The organism is Streptomyces sp. NPDC053474, assembly GCF_044544845.1.
Taxonomy (GTDB): domain Bacteria; phylum Actinomycetota; class Actinomycetes; order Streptomycetales; family Streptomycetaceae; genus Streptomyces.
Genome location: NZ_JBITXV010000002.1, coordinates 690,434 through 712,727, shown reverse-complemented (window position 1 = coordinate 712,727; position 22,294 = coordinate 690,434). Strand labels below are relative to the sequence as shown.

Below are 22,294 nucleotides of genomic sequence, written 5' to 3'. Positions count from 1 at the left end.
CTGCCCGGCAGCCGTCTGTGTCCGAGGGGTGGCGCATGTCCAGGGAGCAACGCGGGCCGAACGAAAAGCTCGGCACCGTTCTCGCCCTCGCGGGAATCAGCAACGCGGGACTCGCGCGCAGGGTCAACGACCTCGGTGCTCAACGCGGGTTGACGCTCAGGTACGACAAGACCTCGGTGGCCCGATGGGTGTCCAAGGGGATGGTGCCGCAGGGCGCCGCGCCGCACCTCATCGCCGCCGCCATCGGCCAGAAGCTCGGCCGCCCCGTGCCCCTGCACGAGATCGGCCTCGCCGACGCGGACCCGGCGCCCGAAGTGGGCCTCGCCTTCCCGCGCGACGTCGGCGCCGCGGTGAAGTCGGCGACCGAGCTGTACCGCCTCGACCTCGCGGGCCGCCGCGCGGGCGGCGGCGGCATCTGGCAGTCCCTGGCGGGCTCCTTCGCCGTCAGCGCGTACGCCACGCCCGCGTCCCGCTGGCTCATAACCCCGGCCGACAGCTCGGTGGCCCGTGACGTCAGCCGCGAAGGCCCGCGCGACGTGGCCAGGGCCGACGAGGGCGGCGCCCCGATGAAGGTCGGCCACAGCGACGTACTGAAACTGCGCGAGGCCGCCGAGGACGCGCGGCGCTGGGACTCCAAGTACGGCGGCGGCGACTGGCGCTCGTCGATGGTCCCGGAGTGCCTGCGCGTCGAGGCGGCGCCGCTGCTCCTCGGCTCGTACTCGGACGAGGTGGGCCGCGCCCTGTTCGGCGCCACCGCCGAGCTGACCCGGCTCGCCGGCTGGATGGCCTTCGACACCGGCCAGCAGGAGGCCGCCCAGCGGTACTACATCCAGGCGCTCCGCCTGGCCCGCGCGGCCGCCGACGTGCCCCTGGGGGGGTACGTCCTCGCGTCGATGTCCCTCCAGGCGACCTACCGGGGCTTCGGCGACGAGGGCGTCGACCTCGCCCAGGCCGCCCTGGAGCGCAACAGGAGTCTCGCGACCGCCCGGACCATGAGCTTCTTCCGGCTCGTCGAGGCACGCGCGCACGCGCGCGCCCACGACGCCCAGGCCGCGGGCGCGGCCCTGCGGGCCTCCGAGGGCTGGCTTGAGCGGTCCCGCGACGGCGACCACGACCCGTCCTGGCTCGGCTTCTACGGCTACGACCGCTTCGCCGCGGACGCCGCCGAGTGCTACCGCGACCTGAAGGCGCCCCGTCAGGTGCGGCGCTTCACGGAGCAGGCGCTGTCCCGGCCCACCGAGGAGTTCGTCCGCTCCCACGGCCTGCGCCTCGTCGTCTCCGCGGTCGCCGAGCTGGAGTCCGGGAACCTGGACGCGGCCTGCGAGCAGGGCGTACGGGCGGTGGAGGTCGCCGGACGCATCTCCTCCGTGCGCACCACGGAGTACGTGAAGGACCTGCTGCACCGCCTGGAGCCCTACGGCGACGAGCCCCGGGTGGTGGAGCTGCGGGAGCGGGCGCGCCCCCTGCTCGTCGCCCCGGCGTGAGCGGCGACACGGGCCTTCGCGGCCCCGGGTGCCCAGGACCACGTTTAACGGCGTTGTCAGTGGTGCAGGGCACTATCGGGGTGGGAGGTGCGAAGCGATGGGTCGGGGTTTTGTGGCGTATGACTGTGACGTGCTCGTCGTCGGGGGCGGCATCGTCGGGCTTTCGGTCGCGCATGCCCTCACCCGGGCGGCGCCCGGCACCCGGGTGACCGTCCTGGAGAAGGAGCCGGGCCCCGCCCGCCACCAGACCGGGCGGAACAGCGGAGTGATCCACAGCGGGATCTACTACCGCCCGGGCTCCCTGAAGGCGCGCTTCGCCGTGGGCGGCGCCGCCGAGATGGTCAAGTTCTGCGCCGAGTACGGCATCGCGCACCAGGTCACCGGCAAGCTCATCGTCGCCACCGACCGCGCCGAGCTGCCCCGCCTGCACGCCCTCGTCCAGCGCGGCCGGGAGAACGGCATCCCGGTCCGCGAGCTCGGCCCCGCCCAGATAGCGGAGTACGAGCCGGACGTGCGCGGCATCGCCGCCATCCACGTCGGCACCACCGGCATCTGCGACTACGGCGCGGTCGCCGAGCAGCTCGCCCACGCCTCCGGCGCCGAGGTGCGCTACGGCGCCCAGGTCGTCCGCGTCGACCGCCGCCCCGACCGCGGCGTCGCCGTGCGCACCGCGCGCGGGGACGTGCTGCGCGCCAAGGTCCTCGTCAACTGCGCGGGGCTGCACTGCGACCGGATCGCCCGGCTGACCGGCGACGAGCCCGACATGCGGATCGTGCCCTTCCGGGGGGAGTACTTCACGCTCGCCCGGCCCGAGCTGGTGCGCGGGCTCGTGTATCCCGTGCCCGACCCGGCCTTCCCCTTCCTCGGCGTGCACCTCACGCGCGGCGTCGACGGCGGCGTCCACGTCGGGCCGAACGCGGTGCCCGCGCTGGCCCGCGAGGGGTACGACTGGTCGGTGGTGCGGCCCCGCGAGCTGGCCGCGACGCTCGCCTGGCCGGGCTCCTGGCAGATCGCCCGGCGCCACTGGCGGTACGGGGCGGGGGAGCTGCGCAGGTCCCTGTCCAAGGAGGCGTTCACGCAGGCCGTGCGGCGGCTGCTGCCCGGGGTGCGGGCCGAGGACCTGGTGCCCGCGGCGGCGGGCGTGCGGGCGCAGGCCGTGCTGAGGGACGGGACCCTCGTCGACGACTTCCTGATCCAGGAGGGAGCCCGGGCCGTGCACGTGCTGAACGCGCCCTCGCCCGCGGCCACCGCCTCGCTGCCCATCGGCCGGGAGGTGGCCCGCCGGGTCCTCGCCGCGCTGCGCTGACCCGACCGGCGGCTCGGGGCGCCCCCGCCCGGTCCCGCCGCACTAAAATCGACGGCACTGTGTCTGAGAACTCCCGCCCGAAGGGCGCCCCCCGTTTCCCCGAAGGTCCCGTGCCCGACCCCTCCGGGGGCCGGTTCGAGCGGCGGATCCGCAGCTTCACGCCGCGCCGCAGCCGGGTCACCACCGCCCAGGGCGACGCCTTGCAGCGCCTGTGGCCCAAGTGGGGCTTCGACATCGACGGCGCGAAGGTGCTCGACCTCCAGGAGCTGTTCGGCTCCGAGGCGCCCGTCGTCCTGGAGATCGGCTTCGGCATGGGCGAGGCCACCGCGCAGATGGCCGCCGCGGACCCGGACACGAACATCCTCGCCGTGGACGTGCACACCCCCGGCCAGGGCAACCTGCTGAATCTCGCGGAGCGGAACGGCCTGTCCAACATCCGGGTCGCCAACGGCGACGCCGTGATCCTGCTCCGGGAGATGCTCGCCCCGGAGAGCCTGGACGGCGCGCGCGTGTATTTCCCCGACCCCTGGCCCAAGGCCCGCCACAACAAGCGGCGCCTGATCCAGCCGGACTTCCTGACGCTGCTCGCACCCCGGCTCAAGCCCGGCGCGGTGCTGCACTGCGCCACGGACTGGGAGCCGTACGCGGAGCACATGCTGGAGGTGCTCAGCGCGCACCCCGACTTCGAGAACACCCAGGCGGACGGCGGGTACGCGCCGCGGCCCGACTTCCGACCGCTGACCCGCTTCGAGGGCCAGGGCCTGCGGAAGGGACACGTCGTGAACGACCTGCTGTTCCGCCGCGCCGCCACGCTCGCCCAGGACTGAGGCGCGCGGCCGGGCCCGGGGCACGACGCACGACGCCGGGCCCGGGGCACGACGCGGGCCGCCAAGGCCCGAGGCACCGTCGCGGCCCGCCGCAACCCTCGTTAGGGTCGATTCGTGGCCACCAGCCCCGCACTCCCGAGCCACCCGACGCCGCCCGGCGGGCCCGACGGGTCCGACGCGTCCGCCGGAGCGCCCGGGCCCCGGCATCCGCACTGGTGGCAGCGCGGGGCCATCCGGGCGACGGGCCTGGTCATCCTGCTCGCCCTCTCCGGCCTGGTGATCCTCGCCCTGGTGCGCGAGCAGACCGGCACCGAGGGCTTCCTGGTGGGGCTCGGCCTCGCCACGCTCCCCGTGCCGCTGCTGATCGCCGCGTTCCGCTGGCTGGACCGGGTGGCGCCGGGCCCCTGGCGGAACCTTCTGTTCGCCTTCTCCTGGGGTGCCTGCGCGGCCGCGCTGATCGCGATCATGGCGAACAGCTTCGCGACCCGCTGGATAGCCACCGCGACGGCCGACCCGACCAGCGCGGACACCCTGGGCGCGACCGTCATAGCCCCCGTCGTGGAGGAGACGGCGAAGGCGGCGGCCGTCCTGCTCGTCTTCCTGTTCCGCAGAGCCGACTTCACCGGGGTCGTCGACGGGTTCGTGATAGCGGGCGTCACCGCCACCGGCTTCGCGTTCACCGAGAACATCCTCTACCTCGGCAACGCCTTCGGCACCGACCAGCTCAGCGGCGAGAGCGGCCTCGCCTCGGTGACCGCCGCGACCTTCTTCGTCCGCGTTGTCATGTCACCGTTCGCGCATCCGCTCTTCACCGTGCTCACCGGCATCGGCTTCGGCATCGCCGCCGTGACCGCCGAGCACCGCACCGCCCGCCGCGCGCTCCTGCCGTGCGCCGGGCTGCTCCTCGCGATGGGCCTGCACGCCGTCTGGAACGGCTCCGCGGGCTTCGGCGAGTACGGCTTCTTCGTCGTGTACGCGACCTTCATGCTGCCGCTCTTCGGCCTGCTCACCTGGCTGGCCGTCTGGCTGCGCCGGCGCGAGCTGCGCCTCGTGCGCGACGAGCTGCCCGTGTACGTGGCCGCGGGCTGGTTCACCGCGCCCGAGCCCTACGCGCTCGGCTCCCTGTCCGCCCGCACGCTCGCCCGTGACTACGCGGCCTTCCACCTGGGCAAGCCCGCGGGCCGTACCGTCGTCGAGTACGAGACGTGCGCGACGGCCCTCGCGCTCCTGCGCCACCGCGCCCGGCACGGCAGGGCGGGCGCCGACTTCGTCGCGCGGGAGCGGGAGCTCCTTGAGGCCCTGTGGGAGCGCAGGGCCGTGGCCGCGCCCGCGCTCGGGTACGCGGCGCGGGCGACGGCCCCGGTCCAGGTGCCGCTGCCGCACGCCGCGTACGGGCCCGTCGGGGCGTACGGCCCGGTGCTTCCCCCGTGCCACAACCCCTATCGGCCCTGACGTCAGGCGGAGGCCGCCGTGAGGGCCGCGAGCTCGGCCTCGGTCAGCTCCAGGTCGCCCACCGCGAGGAGCGCAGGAAGCTGCTCCAGGGTGCGGGCCGAGGCGATCGGCGCCGCCACGGTCGGCTGCGCGGCGAGCCAGGCGAGGGCGACGGTGGCGACCTCGGCGTCGTGGGCCTTCGCCACCTCGTCGAGGGCGGCCAGGACGCGGCGGCCGCGCTCGGTGGCCAGATACTCGCCCGCCTTCTCGGCGCGGGCGCTGTCGACCCGCGTGCCCGGGCGGTACTTGCCGGTCAGGAAGCCCGCGGCGAGGCCGAAGTAGGGGACGGCGGCGAGCCCGGAGCGCGACGCGATCTCCTGGAGCGGGCCCTCGTAGGTGTCGCGCGAGACGAGGTTGTAGTGCGGCTGGAGCGCCACGTACCGGACCAGGCCCTCGCGGTCGGAGAAGTCGAGGGACTCCTGGAGGCGCTCGGCGGTGATGTTCGACGCGGCGATCGCGCGCACCTTGCCCGACCGCACCAGCTCGTCGAGGGCGGTGATGAACTCCTCGACGGGCACGGACGGGTCGTCGTAGTGCGTGTAGTACAGGTCGATGTAGTCGGTGCCGAGGCGGCGCAGCGACTCCTCGGCGGCGGCCTTGATGGTGCTCGCGGACAGGCCCTTGTACTCGGGCAGCGCGCCGACCTTGGTGGCGACCACGACGTCGTCGCGGTTGCCGCGCTCGGCCATCCACCGTCCGAGGACGGTCTCGGACTCGCCGCCCTTGTTGCCGGGCACCCAGAACGTGTAGGCGTCCGCGGTGTCTATGAAGTTGCCGCCCGCGGCGGCGTAGGCGTCGAGGACGGCGAAGGACTGGTCCTGGTCGGCGGTCCAGCCGAAGACGTTGCCGCCGAGGGCGAGCGGGAAGACTTCGAGGTCGGACGATCCCAGAGGGCGAAGTGTGGTCATACCGGCGCCAACATCCTTGCGAAGTCGGGAATTCCGGTGTCGGACGACGGATTCCAGACAATGGATTCCAGGATGTGGAACCGGCCGGGGAGGGCTGCGGGACGGAGGAACCGGCGGCCCTGGCGTCGGGGGGTCGTCGCCAGGACCGCCGGAGTCTGAGGACCCTTCGCGGTCAGCGGTCAGCGGTCAGCCGGGGTCAGGGGGTCAGGCCCTTGCCGCGCAGCCAGGACAGCGGGTCGATGGCCGCGCCGCCCGTCCTGACCTCCAGGTGGAGGTGGACCCCGGTGACGTTGCCCGTGCCTCCCATGCGGCCGATGACGTCGCCGGTGCTGACCTTCTGGCCCACGCTGACGGAGAGCGAGGACTGGTGGCAGTACCAGATCTCGGTGCCGTCATCGAGCTTCAGGACCGTGCGGTAGCCGTACGCGCCCGCCCATCCGGCCTCCGTGATGGTGCCGGAGTGGACGGCCTTGAGCGGGGAGCCGTTGGAGCCCGCGAAGTCCAGGCCGGTGTGCCGCCCGGAGGACCACATGGCGCCGGAGTCGCCGAAGTGGGAGGTGAGGACGTACGAGGAGGCGGGCAGCGTGTAGCTCTTGGCGAGCTTCGCGAGGCGCTCGGCCTCGCGCTTCTTGCGGGCCGCCGCCTCCTTCTTCCGCTTCTCCTCCGCGGCCTTCGCCTTGGCCTCGGCCGCCGCCTTGCCCTGCTGGGCCGTGGCGGTCGCGGCGGCCCTGGCCACGGCCGCGTCCTCGGCCTGCCTGCGCTGCGCGTCGTCCGCCTGGTGGTGCTGGTCCTCGGCCTGCTGGAGGATGCGGGCCCGCAGCACCTCGCCCGCGTCCGTGGTGCCCCGCTCGGCGTCGGCACCGGTGACGCCCGCGGAGCTGAGCGGCGCCGCGGCCGCGGCGGTGGCCGGTGCGGCGGTGTCGTCGCCGTCGACCAGGGAGCCGACGCCGGGCAGCGACCCCAGGTCCGGCAGGGCGATGGAGACCGGCGGCTTGCCGCCCTGCGCGGTGGCGATGCCGCCCGCGCCGACGGCGGCGATGACGCCGACGCCGAGGACGGTGGAGCTGCGGGCGAGGCCGCCGCCCTTCTTGTGGATGCGGTGCTTGCCGCGCACGGGGCGGACGGTCTCCGCGGTGGGGTTCCACTCCTCCCAGGAGGCCGGGGGCTCCGGGGAGGCGCAACCGGCGTACCCGGCGGGCGCGAAGGCCTCGGCCTGGTCGGCGTACCCGGTGTGTCCCCCGGGTCCTTCGCCGCCGTCGGCACCCTCGATGAGACTGCCGTGGGGTATGAGCGCTTCTGGGGCAGGCCGGTTGGACGCCACGGGGGCGCACTCCTTTCCTTCCTTCTCGCCTACCGGGTTAGCTGACGGGTTCGGAGCAGGAAGGTCTCCTACGGCCGCTGCTCGTGCGGCGGATACGGGTCCGCGTGCGCGAGAGGCGTCCGATTCACCCCAAGATGGTGGTTCCCCGGCTCCCTTGCGGGATTAGGCGCGTGCGCGCGGAGCCGCCGGGTGTGACGGCTGGGACGACCGCGCTGCGTTATCGAACGTTAATAGACAGCGGGTCGGTATTCCAAGCTGTTCGAGTTGATCGTTAACGCTTACGCCACGAACACAACGGGACATCAGGGCCGGGAATAGGGCGAGTTGAGCGTGCGCCATGACGCTGCGCAGCGGGATCGATCTTCAGCTGCGGATGACGGGTCGTCAGTTGCGCTGCGCTGGGGCTCCGTTCAGTCACAGGGCGTGACGGGTCGTCGTACGGCGAGGAGCGCCATGTCGTCGGTGGCGCCGCCGCCGGTGTGGTCGAGGACCTCGGCGACGAGCGTGGACAGGAGCGCGTCGGGGGCGTCCGCGCCCGAGAAGACGCGGCCGCCGAGCCGGGCCGCGGGGTCGTAGAAGACGCCCCGCGCGTCCCGGGCCTCGCTGAGCCCGTCGGTGTGGAGCAGCAGCGTGGATCCGGGCGGGAAGTCGGTCTCGTCCGCGCGGTCGGGCCAGGCGCCGAGGTCGCCCATGCCGAGCGGCAGCGCGGGTTCGGTGGGCGAGAGCACGCGCAGGCGCCCGTCGGCGCGCAGCAGCAGCGGCTCGGGGTGGCCGCGGTTGACCAGGCGTACGCTGCCGCCGCCGCGCGGGATCTCCGCGAGGACCGCCGTGGTGAACCCCTCGAAGGCGTCGAGCCCGTCGCGCCGCGTGCCCTCGCGCGCCAGGGCACGCTCCAGGCGCTGCGCCACGGCCTCCAGGGTGGCCTCCTGCTCGGCCGCCTCGCGGAAGGCGCCGATGACGACGGCGACGGCGGCCACCGCGCCCATGCCCTTGCCGCGTACGTCGCCGACGATCAGCCGGACGCCGTGCGGGGTGTCCTGCACCGCGTACAGGTCGCCGCCGATGAAGGCGTCGGCCTGCGCGGCCTCGTACCGGGCGGCGACGTCCAGGCCGCCGATGCGCGGATCCGGCTGCGGCAGGACGGCCCGCTGCGCGGCCTCGGCGATGGAGCGGGCGGAGGCGAGGCGGGCGTCGCCGCGGCGGACGACGCGGTTGATCACGACGGCGAGGGCGCCGACGGTCAGCATGGTGACGAACGAGGTGACGACCTCGACGTCCACGCCCGCGTGGTTGTCGACGCGCAGGGCGAGCACGGCGGCGCAGGACACGGCGGCCGTCGCCACGGTGGTGCCGAGCGAGAAGAACGGGGCCGCGATCAGGGGCGCGGCGGCGAACAGCGGGGACGCGGTGAACTGGGGCGGTGTGAGCGTGTCGAAGACGACCCCGACGACGATCAGGAGCGGGGGCAGCACGCGGGTGAGGGCCCGCTCGCGGCGCGGTGCCGGGCCCTCAGCGCCCATGGCACGCCCCCGGCCCGGCTCCGGCACGGAGGCCCCCACCGCCCAAAGCAACCACCGCTCCACTCCCGCCGCAGACCCGCCGCATCGGCCCAAGGCTTCCCGCGTTGGGGCCCGGGGGCGACCCGGCGTGCTCCGAGTGGGTGATCCGGCGGGCAGCGTGCGCCCTGGCGCGGGGCGGTGGCGCACCTGCTCGCGCGGACGGCGTGCGCCCCCGGCGACGCTGTGCGGGCCCGGCCCCCGAGCCGCGGGCCCGGCCGTGCGGGCCCGGCCCCGGCCGTGCGGGCCCGGCCAGAAACACCGAAGGCCCGGAACCTGATCGGTTCCGGGCCTTCGGCCTCTAGTAGCGGGGACAGGATTTGAACCTGCGACCTCTGGGTTATGAGCCCAGCGAGCTACCGAGCTGCTCCACCCCGCGTCGGTGAACCCAACAGTACGCCATCAGGGGCACAGAACGCGAACGGGTACCCGAGGTGCCCCACGCGCCTCAGGTGTTCTCCGCGTGCGTCAGCGTCTCCCAGGCCACGAACAGGTCGTCGGTGCCCTCCGGGCGCCGCTCCAGGGTGAGCTTCCGGGTGTTCGGCAGGTCCATGCCGAGGCGGCCGCGCAGATGGTTCAGGCCGACCTCCGTGTCGGGCCCGAGGTCGCGCTGGAGCCTGCCGCCGCACAGCCAGCCGGGCGCGGTGGCGCCGAGCTGGTAGCCGGAGTGGAACTCGAACGCGGCCCGCAGCCGGTCCTTGACCTCGGCGTACAGGTCGACGCCCTGGTGCCAGGCCGTCTCGGCGATGTGGGCGGTGGCGGCCAGGGAGTACCCGGCGTGCTTGAAGTTGCGGCAGGTCTCCTGCGCGAGCCCGTCGGCGAATTTCTTCTGGCCGAACCAGTAGCGGCTCAGCTCGGCCGCCGTGTCGAGGTCGCTGCCCCGGGGCGCCACGGGCAGCGGCCCGTCGGACTTCAGATAGAAGTACGCGGGCACGCGGCTGCGGAAGTGGCGCACCGCCTCCTCGAAGGCCTCGTGGTCGTCGAGGAACACCGCCATGCCGATGACGGCGTCGGCCATGACGAGGTCCCAGTTGCCGTTGGACTCGACCGAACCGGCCACGACCTGGGGCAGATAGGCGTTGCGGAGCATCCGCTCGAAGCGCAGCAGGTCGCCGTCGGCCCAGCCGTCGTAGGTGTAGCGCACGGCCTCGGCGGCGCGCGCCCAGGAGGTGGCGGCCCAGGCGGTCTGCAGGCCCGCGTTGGCCTCCGTGTGCCGGGTGACGACCCGGGCCCAGGCGTCCATGATCGAGATGGCCTTCTCGGCGTGGGCGCGGTCGCCGGTGACGTTGTAGAGCAGCGCCTGGGTGTACGCGGCCAGGGCGTCCTCGCGCTCCTCCACACAGCCCCGGCCCGGCTCGTTGCCGGGCGGGCAGGCGACCACGGCGTACGGCTTCGGGCGGTAGTCGGCGGCCGCGTACTTGCTGGCGCGCAGCTGCTCGTACGCCGTGCGCCAGGGCTGCTCACGGGCCGCCACGTGGGCGCGCACCCGGTCGAGCTGGGCCTTGCTGACGAGGACGCCCGGATGGCTGAAGGGCAGGTCGGCGCGGCGGGCGGGGGCGGTGGCCGCGTCGCCGGGGCCGTCGGAGCCGCCGCAGGCCGGGGCGGCCAGGGCGAGGAGCAGGGCGGTGGCCGCCGCCCTGCTGATCCGGCGGTTGCGTATGCCCCTGCGGGGGCGGGGCCCTTCTTGTGGCTTGGCCGCCATGTCTTACCTCCGGATCACGTTCATTGGCAGCGTGGCGCGTCGCCGCCGGGGGCGCAGCATTTGATGGGCTGGTCGTGGGTCGTCGGTCGACTGCGGCGCCGTCGTGGCTGGGCGCGCCCGCGCGGCGGAGCCGCTTATCAGCACAGCCCCGCGCCCCTTCGGGGCGCCTGTGACCAGGCTCACCTCGGTCTTTCACTTTCCGTGTCATCCGGACGCGGGTCGGTGGGCGTATGCACGGTGAGACCAAGAAGATCCGGGAGCCATCTGTTGACCGTCGAGGAGTTCGAGGAGTTCTACGCGCACGCGGCCGCACGACTGACCGGGCAGCTGTACGTGATGCTCGGCGACCTGCACGAAGCGCAGGACGTCGTGCAGGAGGCGTTCGTCAAGGGCTGGAGCCGCCGGGGGCGGCTCGACCGCGACGGCCGCCCCGAGGCGTGGATCCGCACCGTCGCCTGGCGGCTCGCGGTGAGCCGCTGGCGCGGGGTGCGCCGCTCGGCCTCGGCCTGGCAGCGCAGCGGCGCCCCGCCGCATGCCGAGGGGCCAGGACCCGAATCGGTCGCCCTGGTCGAGGCGTTGCGCGAACTGCCGCCGCAGCAGCGGCGGACGCTCGCCCTGCACTACATGTGCGACCTCTCCGTCGAGCAGATCGCCGGGGAGACCGGCCTGTCCCCCGGCACGGTCAAGACCCATCTCTCCCGCGGCCGCGCCGCGCTCGCCCTCCGTCTGACAGACCCGCGTACCGAGGAGGCCCCCGGTGTCTGAACCGCACGACCCCCTGCGCTCGCTGTTCCAGGAGGCCGCCGACGCGGGCCGCGTCCACGCCGGTGTGCCGCCCGTCTCCGTCGTCGTCCAGCGCGGCCGCCGGGCCCACCGGGTGTTCGTCACGGCCGTCGCCGTCGCCGCGACCCTGTTCGTCGCGGGCGCGGGTGCCCTGGCGCTGACGTACAGCTCCGAGCCGACGCCGCCCGCCACCGTCCCTTCGGGCCCCCAGTCGCCGTCCGTGCCGCGCTCGCCCTCCCCCTCCCCTTCGCCCTCACCGACCACGGACGACCAGTCGCCGCCCACGCCGAGCACGAGTTTCCCGCCGACGGAGACCTCGGGCACGGCATCGCGGCTCGGCGACGCGGAGAGCAGCGCGCCGCCGGGGACGCCCACGTATCCGCCGGAGAGCGGGGAGACGCTGGGTACGGCGCTGGGGGCCGCGGGCTCGGAGACGGGCTCCGGCACGGGGGCGCCGCGGGGCTGACGCGCCGGGGCTCTTGGGCGCCAGGGCCCTTGAGCGCGGGAGGCCTTGAACGGGGGCCCTTGAACGCCGGGCCCCTTGAGCGCGGGCCGCGCCTCGCCCACCGCCCGCACCCACCGCACCGCCGCACGGCGCCCCCGCACGCCCCAAAACACCCCAACCCACCCACGGAGGCACCGTCTTGTCCGTTTCCTCCCCGCCCCGGCCCCGGTCGGGAGCGGCCGCCTCCATCCAGGTCTCCCGGCGGCGCGGCGCCCCGCGGCGCGGCCGGTGGCGCGGCCGGTGGCGTCTGCTCGGCAAGGAGGACACGGACGTCCTCTTCCTCTACGTGGTCACGCGCGCGGGCCTGTGGACGACGGCGTACGGCGCCACCTGGCTGTTCCCGCCCGACTCCCGCACCCGCCACGCCGCGTCCCCGCTGTCCGCCTGGGAGCAGTGGGACTGGTGGCACTACCTGCGCATAGCCCAGGAGGGCTACTTCCCCGGGGACCTCCGCCCCGGAGTGGAGGGCTGGGACAACCGGGAGGCCTTCTTCCCGGGCTTCCCGTTCACGCTGCGCGCCGTCCACGCCGTCGTACCGGGCTGGGCGACGGCGGGGCTGCTCGTCTCCTTCGTCGCGGGCGCGGTGGCGGTCCTCGCCCTCGCCCGCGTCGCCCGCGACCACGTGCCCCATCCGGACGCGGGCCGCCGGGCGGTCCTGTTCTTCCTCCTGTCGCCGTGCGCGGTCTTCCTCGCGGCGGGCTACACCGAGGCGCTGTTCCTCGCCTTCGCCCTGCCCGCGTGGCTGGCGGCGCGGCGGCGTGCCTGGCCGCTCGCGGCGGTGCTCGCCGCGCTCGCGACCACGGTCCGGGTGAGCGGCCTGTTCCTGGCCGCCGCGCTCGCGGTCCACTTCCTCACCACGGTCCGCGCCCACCGCGACGGCCGCGCCCTGCCCTGGCTGCTGCTCCCCGCGCTGCCGCCGCTGGCGTACAGCTGGTTCCTCAAGTCCCGTACCGGCGACTGGATGGCGTGGAAGCACGCCGAGGAGCGCGGCTGGTACCGCGACTTCCACTCGCCGTGGGAGGCCTGGCGCAACACCTGGGCGGCGGCCTTCGGCCACACCACGTCCACTGGCTACGCCGTGGAGTTCCAGGCCGAGCTCCTCACGATGGTCCTCGGCCTGGTCCTGACCGGCTTCCTCCTGTACCGCCGCCGCTGGGCGGAGGCGGCGTACACGGGCCTGGCCCTCGTCGCCCTCGGCACGTCGTACTGGTACATGTCGCTGCCGCGCGCCACCCTCCTGTGGTGGCCGCTGTGGGTCTCCCTGGCCGCCTGGAGCCTGCGCGCGCCACGCGTCCGCACGGCCTACGTCTGCCTGGTCGCGCCCCTCATGACCCTCTGCGCCCTCACGTTCCTGACGGGCCGGTGGGCGGGCTAGCGCGCCCGGGAGGCCTGAGAGGATGCGAGCAGCCCGACCGGGCCCGACCAAGGGGGAGCGCATGCTCGTACTGCTCATCGTGCTGCTCGTACTGGCACTCGCCGGTTTCGGCGCGGTCGTCTGGACCGTCCGCGGCAACGCCCCGCGCGGCATCCGCGCCGCGGCCCGGCTGACGTCCGCGGCGGGCGAGGCCGCGAGCCGCTACCAGAAGTCCCAGCGGCGCCACCGCGGCGACGACAACCAGAGCCTCCAGTAAGCGGACCGAGGGGCCCGGCGGATTTCCGGCCAAGTACGCGAGGGTGACCGCGTCGGCCACGGAACTCCTCTTCGACAGCCCCCCGTTTGTGCGACATGACCGGGCCGCATGCCAGACGCCTATGCCCCGTCAGCACACGGCTCCGCCGCCGGGGCCGCGCTACGAGCGGACACCTTCGGGTCAGGCTCACGCCCGGACTCAGTGGCTGCGTCTTACCAACACCCCCGCCGAGCAGGCGGGATGGACACACATGAAGGGATTGTCCAAGAACGCCCGGTTGCGGCCCGCCACCCCTGGAACATCACATTCCGTGCGTGAGTGAATGCGGAGCGTTCCATTCCTTCGCTCTCGCTTCTCGTGGGTCTCGACGAAAGGGCACAGGCATGCCTTCGGCCATGCGTAAGAAGACGACGACTCCGAAGACGACGACTCCAAGGGCACGGCGGCTGGCCGCCGCGGCCGCCGCGCTGGGCAGCTGCCTGGCACTCGCCGTCCCGGCGGGAACCGCCAGCGCGGCACCCGCCGACCCGGTCCCGACCGTCTTCTTCGGCGACTCCTACACCGCCAACTTCGGCATCGCCCCCGTGAACAACCAGGACAACGAGAAGGGCTGGTGCTTCCAGGCCACGGAGAACTATCCCGCCGTCGCCACCCGGCGCCTGGCCGACAGGGACATCAAGCTCGACGTCCAGGCGGACGTCTCCTGCGGCGGCGCGCTCGTCGAACACTTCTGGAAGGAGCAGCCGCTGCCCTTCGGCGCCGGGACGGTCCCGCCGCAGCAGGACGCGCTCAAGGAGAACACCCAGCTGGTCGTGGGCGGCATGGGCGGCAACACGCTGGGCTTCACCAGCATCCTCAAGCAGTGTTCCGACAAGCTCCGGGAGCCCTCCTTGCTGCCCGGAGAGCCGGTGGACCCGGACAAGCCCGCCAGCGAGTGCCGGGACTTCTTCGAGTCGGAAGACGGAAAGGCGTGGCTGGACGACCGGTTCGCGCAGGTCGAAGGGGACCTGGAACAGACGCTCCTGCGCATGAGCTACTTCGCCCCGGCCGCCGAGCGCGTCCTGGTCGGCTACCCCAGGCTCGTGCCCAAGGACACCACCAAGTGTCTGACCGCGGCCCCCGGCCAGACGGAACTACCGTTCGCCGACATCCCCAAGGACGCGCTGCCGATCCTGGACCAGGTGCAGAAGCGGCTGAACGACGTCATGAAGAAGACCGCCGCGGACGACGGCGCCGATTTCGTGGACCTCTACGGCCACACCGGGAGCAACACGGCCTGCGACGGCGCCAACCGGGGCATCGGCGGCCTGCTGGAGAACTCCAAGCTCGACTTCTTCGGTCAGCCGGTCCCGTGGTACGCCCACCCCAACGAGAAGGGCCGTGACATCCAGGCCAAGCACGTGGCCACCAAGGTCGAGCAGGTCCTCAACCGGTAGGAGGCGGCTCCCTGTCGGGAACCGGATCAGCGCCCCTGCCACGCGGGGGCCCGGTTCCCGCCCTCGCCCCTCCCCTCAGCGAAGCCCCAGGCCATCGACCTGGGGCTTCGTCGTACGACTGCTTCCGTGTCGCTGCCGAATCCCCGGCGACGGTCAGCCCCACATACCCACGTTCTTCTTCCTCACCGTCGTGGCTTCCCGCAAGCTTCTGGATGAGGGACTTCATGTCGTCGAGTGCGCGAAGGTGACGCGGGCGGTCATCGGATTCCCCGTGGATCTCGTCGGCGGGTACGGGTCAGCCGAGTCGGCCGCTGATGCCGGAGATGCTGGACTGGGCGTCCGGCTCCTGCTGGTCGTAGGTCACACCGGCCGACGTGAGGTTCTCCGAGACCGTCTGAAGGCACTGCTCAACCTTCTGGCCGTTGGCGTGGATCCGCTCAGCAGGACAGTTCCTCGGGCGACAGTGCGTATCCGGACATGCCGTCAAGTCCTCCTGGGTCGCGGATCGGCTCCGTACGGGACGTGAGGCAGCCCCACCCCTTCGTGCGACACGGCCGGGGTAGGACCCAGAAAGGCTGACCTTGCCCCCGTACACACCTGACCTGCGAGACCGGTTTCACGCGGACGGTTACGTGCCCCTGCCTTCGCTGCTGGGCCCCACCGCCCTGGCTCGGCTGCGCGCGGAGGTGGCCCGGCTTGAGGAACTCGCCACCCGGCGGGACCTGACCATGACGTGCATGGACGACTCGCCGCGCCACATGACCACGGTCGGCGGGCACACCATCGCCAAGGAGTCCGAACTGATCGCCGAGTTGTACGAGGATCCGGACCTGGTCGCGCTGGCCGGGCGCATCGCCGCCCTCGACGCCGTACCGGTGCGCGAGCCCCTGGAGCGGTACGTCGTCAACATCCTCCACCGCCCCGGCGACACCCACGGCGCCCACACGGACGACTACCCGCTGGCCCTGGTGCTGTTCGCCGACGCCCCGGCCGACCCCGACGACGGTGGGCTTCTGGAATACGTACCGCAGGCCCAGGGGCTGAGCACGCTGGACACGCCTGCGGTTCGGCGAGCCCGGCACAGCCCCGGCGACGCCTACCTCCTGCGCAGCGACACCACGGCCCACCGCGTCACCGCCCTGCGCCGCCCCGGCATCCGCCGCAGCGTGGTCAACCTCGCGTACACCGTCCCCGGCCATCAACAGGCCGTCACCGAGTCCGCGGCAGTGCTGTACGGATCGCCATCGAGCAGGCCCGGCGCATGGCCGGTGACCTCGTAAGCCCGGAAGCCCCAGGAGAAGGAGCACCCCGCTCATTCGTACGGCCCGCCTCGCGTGACGTACCGACCGCCGTGTCGTTCACCTGCCGTGAAAAAGATGATCACAGGAGCCGCGTTGGCGCTCGCCGGACTCGGTCTGGCCACACCCGCCCACGCGGACAACGACAGCAACTTCGACGGCGCGGTCAACGCGGCCACCAACTGGAACTTCACCGCCGCTGCCGTCTGCCTACAAGAAGCGGCCGTGGTGCCCGTACTGAGCGACTGGACCGGTGACCACGTCAACAACTGCTCCAACGGCAACGTCATCGACGACAGCAAGACCTGAGGCCGCTGGCGTGCCATCCGCTCACGCATCGGGCACGCAAGGGCTCGAAAACAAGGCAGCGCCCGAGCCAGCCGAAGCTAATCCGGACGCTGCCTAGCAGGTCAGAGGGGGCTTCCCCCCGCCTGCTCTCGGTAGACCGTGTGGGACTCGAACCCACAACCAATGGATTAAAAGTCCACTGCTCTGCCAATTGAGCTAACGGTCCTCGTCGACGTGATGTCGGCGCACCCATGAGCATAGCCCGCCGGGCCCCGCAGTCCGATCGGGTATCGGCAGCGCGGCCGTGGTGGCGGGGCGAACGGGGAGCGAACCGCCTCCCGTGGACCGGGGTTGTGCAGGGACGGCGTACGCGTGAAGGCGGGCACATCCGGAGATGTGCCCGCCTTCATCAGTCATCGGCCGCGTGCCGGACCGGCGTGTCAGCCGTTGCGCTTCCAGCGCGGCTTGTCGTCGCGGCGGCCGAAGGAGCCGCCGGAGCGGTGGTCGTCACGGCGGTTGTACGACGGACGGTCGTGGCCGCCGGAGCGGTAGCCGCCACCGGCGGGGCGGTCGTCGCGGCGGTCGCGGTTGAACGGACGGTCGCTGCCACGGTGGCCGGACGGGCGGTCGTCGCGGCGGAAGCCGCCACGGTCGCCGCGGTCGTCACGGCGCTCGAAGGGACGGCCACCGCGGTCGTCGCGGCGCTGGAAGCCACCGCGGTCGCCACGGTCGTCGCGGCGCTGGAAGCCACCGCGGTCGTCACGACGGTCACGGTCGAAGGAACGGCCGCCACGGTCGTCACGGCGCTGGAAGCCACCGCGGTCGTCACGACGGTCGTCACGGCGCTGGAAACCGCCACGGTCGTCACGACGGTCATCGCGACGCTGGAAACCGCCACGGTCGTCACGACGCTGGAAGCCACCACGGTCACCGCGGTCGTCACGGCGCTGGAAACCGCCACGGTCGTCACGACGGTCACGGTCGAAGGAACGGCCGCCACGGTCGTCGCGGCGCTGGAAACCACCGCGGTCGCCACGGTCGAAGCCCTCGGCGCGCTCGGCCTGCGGCTGGTCCGTCTGCTCCGGCACGGAGACCGGCGCGGCCTCGGCCGCGGTGGCGTCGGCGGCGGTCTCGGCGGCGGCAGCGGCGATCGCCTCGGCCGGGTCCTCGCCCCGCTCGCGCGCGGCCCGCGCGGTGAGGCGGTCGGCCTCCTCGCGCAGCTCGGCGGCGCGGCGCTGGGCGCGCTCCAGCTCCTTGGTCAGGCCCTGCACCTCGCGCTCGGCCTGGCTCGCGGCCTGGCTGGCGGAGTCGGCCTGCACCTCGGTCATGGAGCGGGCACCGGTGATCTCGGCGACCTCGGGGTCGAAGGCGCCGCCGCCGTTGATGACGTGGCGGGAGGCGTCGACGCCCGCGTCTTCCATGAGGCGGAAGATCTGGCGGCGCTGGTGCGGCAGGGAGAGGGACACGACCGTGCCGCTGCGGCCCGCGCGCGCCGTACGGCCCGAGCGGTGCAGGTAGTCCTTGTGGTCACCGGCCGGGTCCACGTTCAGGACCAGGTCGATGCCGTCGACGTGGATGCCGCGGGCGGCGACGTCGGTGGCGACGAGCGCGTTGACGTAGCCGTCCTTGAAGTCGGCGAGGGTCCGCGTACGCGCGCCCTGCGTCATGCCGCCGTGCAGCGCGTCGGCCTTCACACCGGCGTCGCGCAGCTGCTCGGCGATGCGGTCGGCGCCCAGCTGGGTGCGGACGAAGATGATGGTGCGGCCCTTGCGCGCGGCGATCGCGGCCGTGACCGGCGCCTTGTCGCGGGGCTTCACGATCAGGATGTGGTGCGTCATGGTCGTGACGTTGCCCTGGGCGCTGTCGACCTCGTGCGTCACCGGGTTGGTCAGGTAGCGCTTGACCAGCGTGGAGATCTCGTTCTCCATCGTGGCCGAGAACAGCATGCGCTGGCCGCCGGCCGGGACCTGGTCGAGCAGCTCGGTGACCTCGGGCAGGAAGCCCAGGTCGGACATCTGGTCGGCCTCGTCGAGGACGGCGACCTCGACGTTCTCCAGGGAGCAGGCGCCGCGGTTGATGATGTCGCGCAGGCGGCCCGGGGTGGCGACGAGGACGTCGACGCCGCGCTCCAGGGCGTAGATCTGGTTGCCCATGGACGTACCGCCGCAGACGACCTTCATCTTCAGGCCGAGGACGTCGCCGTACGGCTGGAGGGCGTCGGCGACCTGCATCGCCAGCTCGCGGGTCGGGGTCAGGATGACCGCGCGGGGCTTCTTCTTCTCGGTGTGGCCGTCGGCGAGGCGCGCCAGGGTCGGCAGACCGAAGGAGAGGGTCTTGCCGGAGCCGGTGCGGCCGCGGCCGAGGATGTCCTTGCCCGCCAGGGCGTCCGGGATGGTCGCGGCCTGGATCGGGAAGGGGGTGTGCACGCCGTTGCGCGCGAGCTTGCGGACGACGCCGTCGGGCAGACCGAGGTCGCCGAAGGTGATCTCGGGCTCGGCGTCGGCGTCAGCCTCGGTGTCGGCCTCGGCGGCCTCGAGGGCCTCGGTCTCGACGACCTGCTCCGCGGCCTCTACGGCCTCGACGGTCGCGGCGGCCTCGACGACGGCCTCGGCCACGTCGAGGGCGGACTCGTTCTCGGGCAGGACGGCGTGGTCAGAACTGGAAATGGACATGCGAAATGCGAAACCTTCCGGAGTCTCGGCACGCGCCCGTCAACTCCGTGATTTCGCAATGGACCGCCTCTATGCGGTCAGCCACGGCAAGGGAGAGTACGCGCCACGCGGCGCTCTTCTGTGTCGGCGCCGGGCAAATGGGATCAAACGATCTACCACCATACGCACCCACCCCCCACATTGGCAAATGTGCACCACAGAGGCCCTGTATCACCGGAGGGGCGGCGCCCAGCACCCAAGATCAAGCCCGTCCGGCGCTTGAGGACGAGGCCGAAGGCCGATGGACCGGTTCCAGGGCGCCCCCCAGGGCTACGCCGGGCCCGCCTCAGGCGACGGCTCCCCCTGCTCCTTGACCGGCCCCTCCGCCTCCCCGTGCGCCGACGACGAGGGCTCCGGGGTCGTGGGGTCCGGCGACGGCGTGGGCGGCTCGGGCGTCGGGTCCGGGGTGGGGGTGGTCCGCGTGGGGCGCGGCCCCGGCTTCGTGCGCGTCGGCGTCGGCCGCCCGTTCCTCGTCGGCTCGACCGACGCGGCGGCGGTGCCGGACCCGGCCCGCGACGGCTTGCCGCCCGGCTTGGCGTCGCCGTCGGCCTCCGGCGACGCCTCGCCCTTGTCGCCGCGCTTGCCCTTGCTCTTCTTGCCCTTGCCGTCGCCGCCCCCGCGGCCCCGGTCGTCGCCGCGGCCGCGCTCGCCGCCGGGCAGCACCGTGCCGCCGTCGGGCGCGGCGGCGCCCCCGCGCTCCTTGACCGACTTCCCGGGCACGGGCGCGCCGCTCCCGTCGTCGCCGATGCTCATGCAGCCCGCGGTCGCCGCGACGGCCACCACGGTCGCGGCCCACCGGACGGAAACGTAGAACTGGCGCACGGCCGAGCACCTCCGAGGCGCAGGGGGAGAGAGACGACCTGCCCAACTCCCGCGCCCGGCAAGAGGACACGCGCCGCACCGCCCCAAGAAGGACCCGCGCCCGGCCCGCCGACCCGGCCGACCAGGGACGGCGGAGCCCCGCCCCGGGACCGCTCGGCCGATCGGGGACAGCCCGGCCCTCCGGGGCCGCTCAGCCGTACCCGAGCGCGTGCAGCCGCTCGTCGTCGATCCCGAAGTGGTGCGCCACCTCGTGCACCACGGTGATCTCCGTCTCCGCCACGACGTCCTCGCGCGACGCGCACATCCGCAGCGTCGGCCCCCGGTAGATGGTGATCCGGTCCGGCAGCACCCCGGCGTACCACTCGCCCCGGTCGGTCAGCGGCGTGCCCTCGTAGAGCCCGAGCAGCTCGGGGTCGTCGCTGGGCGGCTCGTCCTCGACGAACACCGCCACGTTGTCCATGAGCCGTGTCAGCTCGGGCGGGATCCGGTCGAGCGCCTCGGCCACCAGTTCCTCAAACTCCTCACGCGTCATCTCCAGCACGGGCCCATTGTCGACCGTCGATCACCGGCAGGCATAGCCACCTCTCCGCGCGGGCATACGCGCCCAATGGGGCGCGACGTCACGGTCGTTCTGCGGCACCTGCGCGGCCTGCGCGGTGTCCCCACCACTCTCGTCGGCCGCGTCCGCGCCTTCCGGCGCGCACCCCGGAGCAGCCGCGAAAGCGCACGTCAGGGGCGTGCCCTGGGCGAGCTCGGCACGAGCCCGCGCCCGTTCGCGCGCTCCCTGGGCCTGATCGCCGTCGTGGTGCTCGGCGCCTGGCTCGGCCTGCTGATCGTCGGCAGCGTCCGTACGTCCGTGGGGCCGATGGACACCCGAATGGCGCTGCGGCCCTCGCTCACCGGCGGTACGAAGATCGACGTGTCGCCCCTGGGCTCCCTGGAGCTGCGCTCGCACACCGCGCCGATCCGCCTCGACGTCGACGTGGACCGCCTCGACCCGGTGCGCTCCGAGGCCCTGGTCGACCACCCCGAGCGGATCTCGGGGCTCCAGGAGGAAGTGGCCTCCGACGTGGCGAACGGCACGCTGAACCTCGCGGTGCGCTCCTGCGCCGCGGTCGTCGCCGGGGCGACCGCGCTCGGCCTCGCCGTCTACCGCCGCCCCCGGCGCGCGCTCGCCGCGGGCGGCCTCGCACTCGCCCTGCTCGCCGCGTCCGGCGTGGCCGCGGCCGCCACCTGGAACCCTCGGTCGGTCCTGGAGCCGAAGTTCTCGGGACTGCTCAGCAGCGCGCCCTCCGTGGTCGGCAACGCCCGCAACATCGTCAGCGAATTCGACGTCTACCAGCGTGAGTTGGCGCGCCTGGTGACGAACGTGACCAAGCTGTACGACGTGACGTCGACGCTGCCCGCGTACGAGCCGGACCCCTCCACGATCCGCCTCCTGCACGTCTCCGACATCCACCTCAACCCGGCGAGCTGGAAGATCATCAACTCGCTGGTCGAGCAGTACGACATCGACGTCATCGTCGACTCCGGCGACACCATGGACCACGGGACCTCCGCCGAGAACGCCTTCCTCGACCCCGTCGAGGACCTCGACGCGCCGTACGTCTGGGTGCGCGGCAACCACGACTCCGCGACCACGCAGCGCTATCTGAAGAAGCTCAAGAACGCGCACGTCCTGGACGACGGCAAGCCCGTCGACGTCGCGGGCCTGCGCTTCGCGGGCATCGGCGACCCCCAGTTCACGCCCGACCGGTCCACGAAGGCGGAGGGCAACCCGGCGGAGGAGGTGGCGGGCATCACGCTCGCCTCGTCCCTGCGCGCCCAGGCCGCCGCGCGCACCCCGGTCGACGTGGCGGTCGCGCACAACCCGGTGGCCGCGCGCGAGACCGACGGGACGGTGCCGCTGGTGCTCACGGGGCATCTGCACCACCAGGACATGGAGGTCCTGGACAAGGGCACCCGGCTGCGGACCGAGGGCTCGACCGGTGGCAGCGGGCTGCGCGCCGTCGAGGGCGAACACCCCGACCCCGTGGAGACCTCCGTGCTCTATCTGGACCGCGCGACCAAGCGGCTCCAGGCCTGGGACGAGATCAAGCTCGGCGGGCTCGGCCTCACGAAGGCCGAGGTCAGCCGCCATCTTCCCAAGGAGAACCAGCCCGGGGCCGAGCCCTCGACACCCCCGCCGGGCCCTCCTCCGTAAACCGTTTTGGCGATAGGTCCCC

19 protein-coding genes, 2 tRNA genes and 1 riboswitch are annotated in these 22,294 nt (G+C 73.2%); of the genes, 12 read left to right on the top strand and 9 right to left on the bottom strand.

Features of this window, described 5'->3' with window-relative positions:
• The first annotated feature begins 35 nt into the window (after window positions 1–35).
• From ACIG3E_RS06885 to ACIG3E_RS06870, 4 genes are all read left to right on the top strand, one after another.
• Entirely contained in the window at window positions 36–1,484 is a 1,449-nt protein-coding gene (locus tag ACIG3E_RS06885; RefSeq protein ID WP_399612117.1) for an MFS transporter, read from the top strand.
• A 97-nt stretch (window positions 1,485–1,581) separates the two neighbouring features.
• On the top strand, window positions 1,582–2,790 hold the full coding sequence (gene lhgO, locus ACIG3E_RS06880; RefSeq protein ID WP_399612114.1) for an L-2-hydroxyglutarate oxidase: 1,209 nt from the start codon (window positions 1,582–1,584) through the stop codon (window positions 2,788–2,790).
• Window positions 2,791–2,849: 59 nt separating this feature from the next.
• Window positions 2,850–3,617 carry a tRNA (guanosine(46)-N7)-methyltransferase TrmB gene (trmB, locus tag ACIG3E_RS06875; RefSeq protein WP_399612112.1) on the top strand — a complete coding sequence of 256 codons (768 nt, stop codon included), beginning with the start codon at window positions 2,850–2,852 and terminating at the stop codon, window positions 3,615–3,617.
• Between the two features lie 114 nt (window positions 3,618–3,731).
• Complete coding sequence (locus ACIG3E_RS06870; protein ID WP_399612110.1) at window positions 3,732–5,069, top strand: PrsW family intramembrane metalloprotease; 1,338 nt, start codon at window positions 3,732–3,734, stop codon at window positions 5,067–5,069.
• A gap of 2 nt (window positions 5,070–5,071) precedes the next feature.
• On the opposite strand, the gene ACIG3E_RS06865 is transcribed toward ACIG3E_RS06870, so the two are convergent.
• From ACIG3E_RS06865 to ACIG3E_RS06845, 5 genes are all read right to left on the bottom strand, one after another.
• Window positions 5,072–6,016, bottom strand: coding sequence for an aldo/keto reductase (locus ACIG3E_RS06865; RefSeq protein ID WP_399612108.1), 945 nt, complete (start codon window positions 6,014–6,016; stop codon window positions 5,072–5,074).
• Between the two features lie 196 nt (window positions 6,017–6,212).
• Complete coding sequence (locus tag ACIG3E_RS06860; RefSeq protein ID WP_399612105.1) at window positions 6,213–7,337, bottom strand: M23 family metallopeptidase; 1,125 nt, start codon at window positions 7,335–7,337, stop codon at window positions 6,213–6,215.
• Window positions 7,338–7,348: 11 nt separating this feature from the next.
• Window positions 7,349–7,516: riboswitch (cyclic di-AMP (ydaO/yuaA leader) on the bottom strand.
• 231 nt (window positions 7,517–7,747) lie between these two features.
• Window positions 7,748–8,857, bottom strand: a complete 1,110-nt coding sequence (locus ACIG3E_RS06855; protein ID WP_399612104.1) for a PP2C family protein-serine/threonine phosphatase — start codon at window positions 8,855–8,857, stop codon at window positions 7,748–7,750.
• Between the two features lie 341 nt (window positions 8,858–9,198).
• Window positions 9,199–9,272 (bottom strand) — tRNA-Met (locus tag ACIG3E_RS06850).
• Between the two features lie 69 nt (window positions 9,273–9,341).
• Complete coding sequence (locus ACIG3E_RS06845) at window positions 9,342–10,595, bottom strand: alginate lyase family protein (RefSeq protein WP_399612102.1); 1,254 nt, start codon at window positions 10,593–10,595, stop codon at window positions 9,342–9,344.
• Window positions 10,596–10,862: 267 nt separating this feature from the next.
• Between ACIG3E_RS06845 and ACIG3E_RS06840 the strand changes: the two genes are divergently transcribed.
• From ACIG3E_RS06840 to ACIG3E_RS06810, 7 genes are all read left to right on the top strand, one after another.
• Window positions 10,863–11,360: a SigE family RNA polymerase sigma factor gene (locus tag ACIG3E_RS06840; protein ID WP_242719666.1), complete on the top strand. Its 498-nt coding sequence runs from the start codon at window positions 10,863–10,865 to the stop codon at window positions 11,358–11,360.
• Window positions 11,353–11,844, top strand: coding sequence for a hypothetical protein (locus ACIG3E_RS06835; RefSeq protein ID WP_399612098.1), 492 nt, complete (start codon window positions 11,353–11,355; stop codon window positions 11,842–11,844). Before ACIG3E_RS06840 ends, ACIG3E_RS06835 begins: the two co-directional genes overlap by 8 nt.
• 178 nt (window positions 11,845–12,022) lie before the next feature.
• Complete coding sequence (locus ACIG3E_RS06830) at window positions 12,023–13,258, top strand: mannosyltransferase family protein (protein ID WP_399612096.1); 1,236 nt, start codon at window positions 12,023–12,025, stop codon at window positions 13,256–13,258.
• Between the two features lie 61 nt (window positions 13,259–13,319).
• Window positions 13,320–13,514, top strand: coding sequence for a hypothetical protein (locus ACIG3E_RS06825; RefSeq protein WP_242719670.1), 195 nt, complete (start codon window positions 13,320–13,322; stop codon window positions 13,512–13,514).
• Between the two features lie 395 nt (window positions 13,515–13,909).
• On the top strand, window positions 13,910–14,950 hold the full coding sequence (locus tag ACIG3E_RS06820) for an SGNH/GDSL hydrolase family protein (RefSeq protein WP_399612093.1): 1,041 nt from the start codon (window positions 13,910–13,912) through the stop codon (window positions 14,948–14,950).
• 632 nt (window positions 14,951–15,582) lie between these two features.
• Entirely contained in the window at window positions 15,583–16,230 is a 648-nt protein-coding gene (locus ACIG3E_RS06815; protein ID WP_399612091.1) for a hypothetical protein, read from the top strand.
• An 87-nt stretch (window positions 16,231–16,317) separates the two neighbouring features.
• A complete protein-coding gene (locus ACIG3E_RS06810) occupies window positions 16,318–16,557 on the top strand; it encodes a hypothetical protein (RefSeq protein ID WP_399612088.1) in 240 nt (79 codons plus the stop codon).
• 132 nt (window positions 16,558–16,689) lie between these two features.
• Here the strand turns inward: ACIG3E_RS06810 and ACIG3E_RS06805 are convergent.
• The 4 genes from ACIG3E_RS06805 to ACIG3E_RS06790 form a co-directional block, all read right to left on the bottom strand.
• Window positions 16,690–16,762: transfer RNA gene (locus ACIG3E_RS06805), tRNA-Lys, on the bottom strand.
• A 214-nt stretch (window positions 16,763–16,976) separates the two neighbouring features.
• On the bottom strand, window positions 16,977–19,208 hold the full coding sequence (locus tag ACIG3E_RS06800; RefSeq protein WP_399612086.1) for a DEAD/DEAH box helicase: 2,232 nt from the start codon (window positions 19,206–19,208) through the stop codon (window positions 16,977–16,979).
• Between the two features lie 309 nt (window positions 19,209–19,517).
• Window positions 19,518–20,069: a hypothetical protein gene (locus ACIG3E_RS06795; RefSeq protein ID WP_399612085.1), complete on the bottom strand. Its 552-nt coding sequence runs from the start codon at window positions 20,067–20,069 to the stop codon at window positions 19,518–19,520.
• Window positions 20,070–20,259: 190 nt separating this feature from the next.
• On the bottom strand, window positions 20,260–20,610 hold the full coding sequence (locus ACIG3E_RS06790) for a metallopeptidase family protein (protein WP_192918148.1): 351 nt from the start codon (window positions 20,608–20,610) through the stop codon (window positions 20,260–20,262).
• Window positions 20,611–20,676: 66 nt separating this feature from the next.
• On the opposite strand from ACIG3E_RS06790, the gene ACIG3E_RS06785 reads away from it, so the two are divergent.
• On the top strand, window positions 20,677–22,272 hold the full coding sequence (locus tag ACIG3E_RS06785) for a metallophosphoesterase (protein WP_399612082.1): 1,596 nt from the start codon (window positions 20,677–20,679) through the stop codon (window positions 22,270–22,272).
• The last annotated feature ends 22 nt before the right edge of the window (window positions 22,273–22,294 follow it).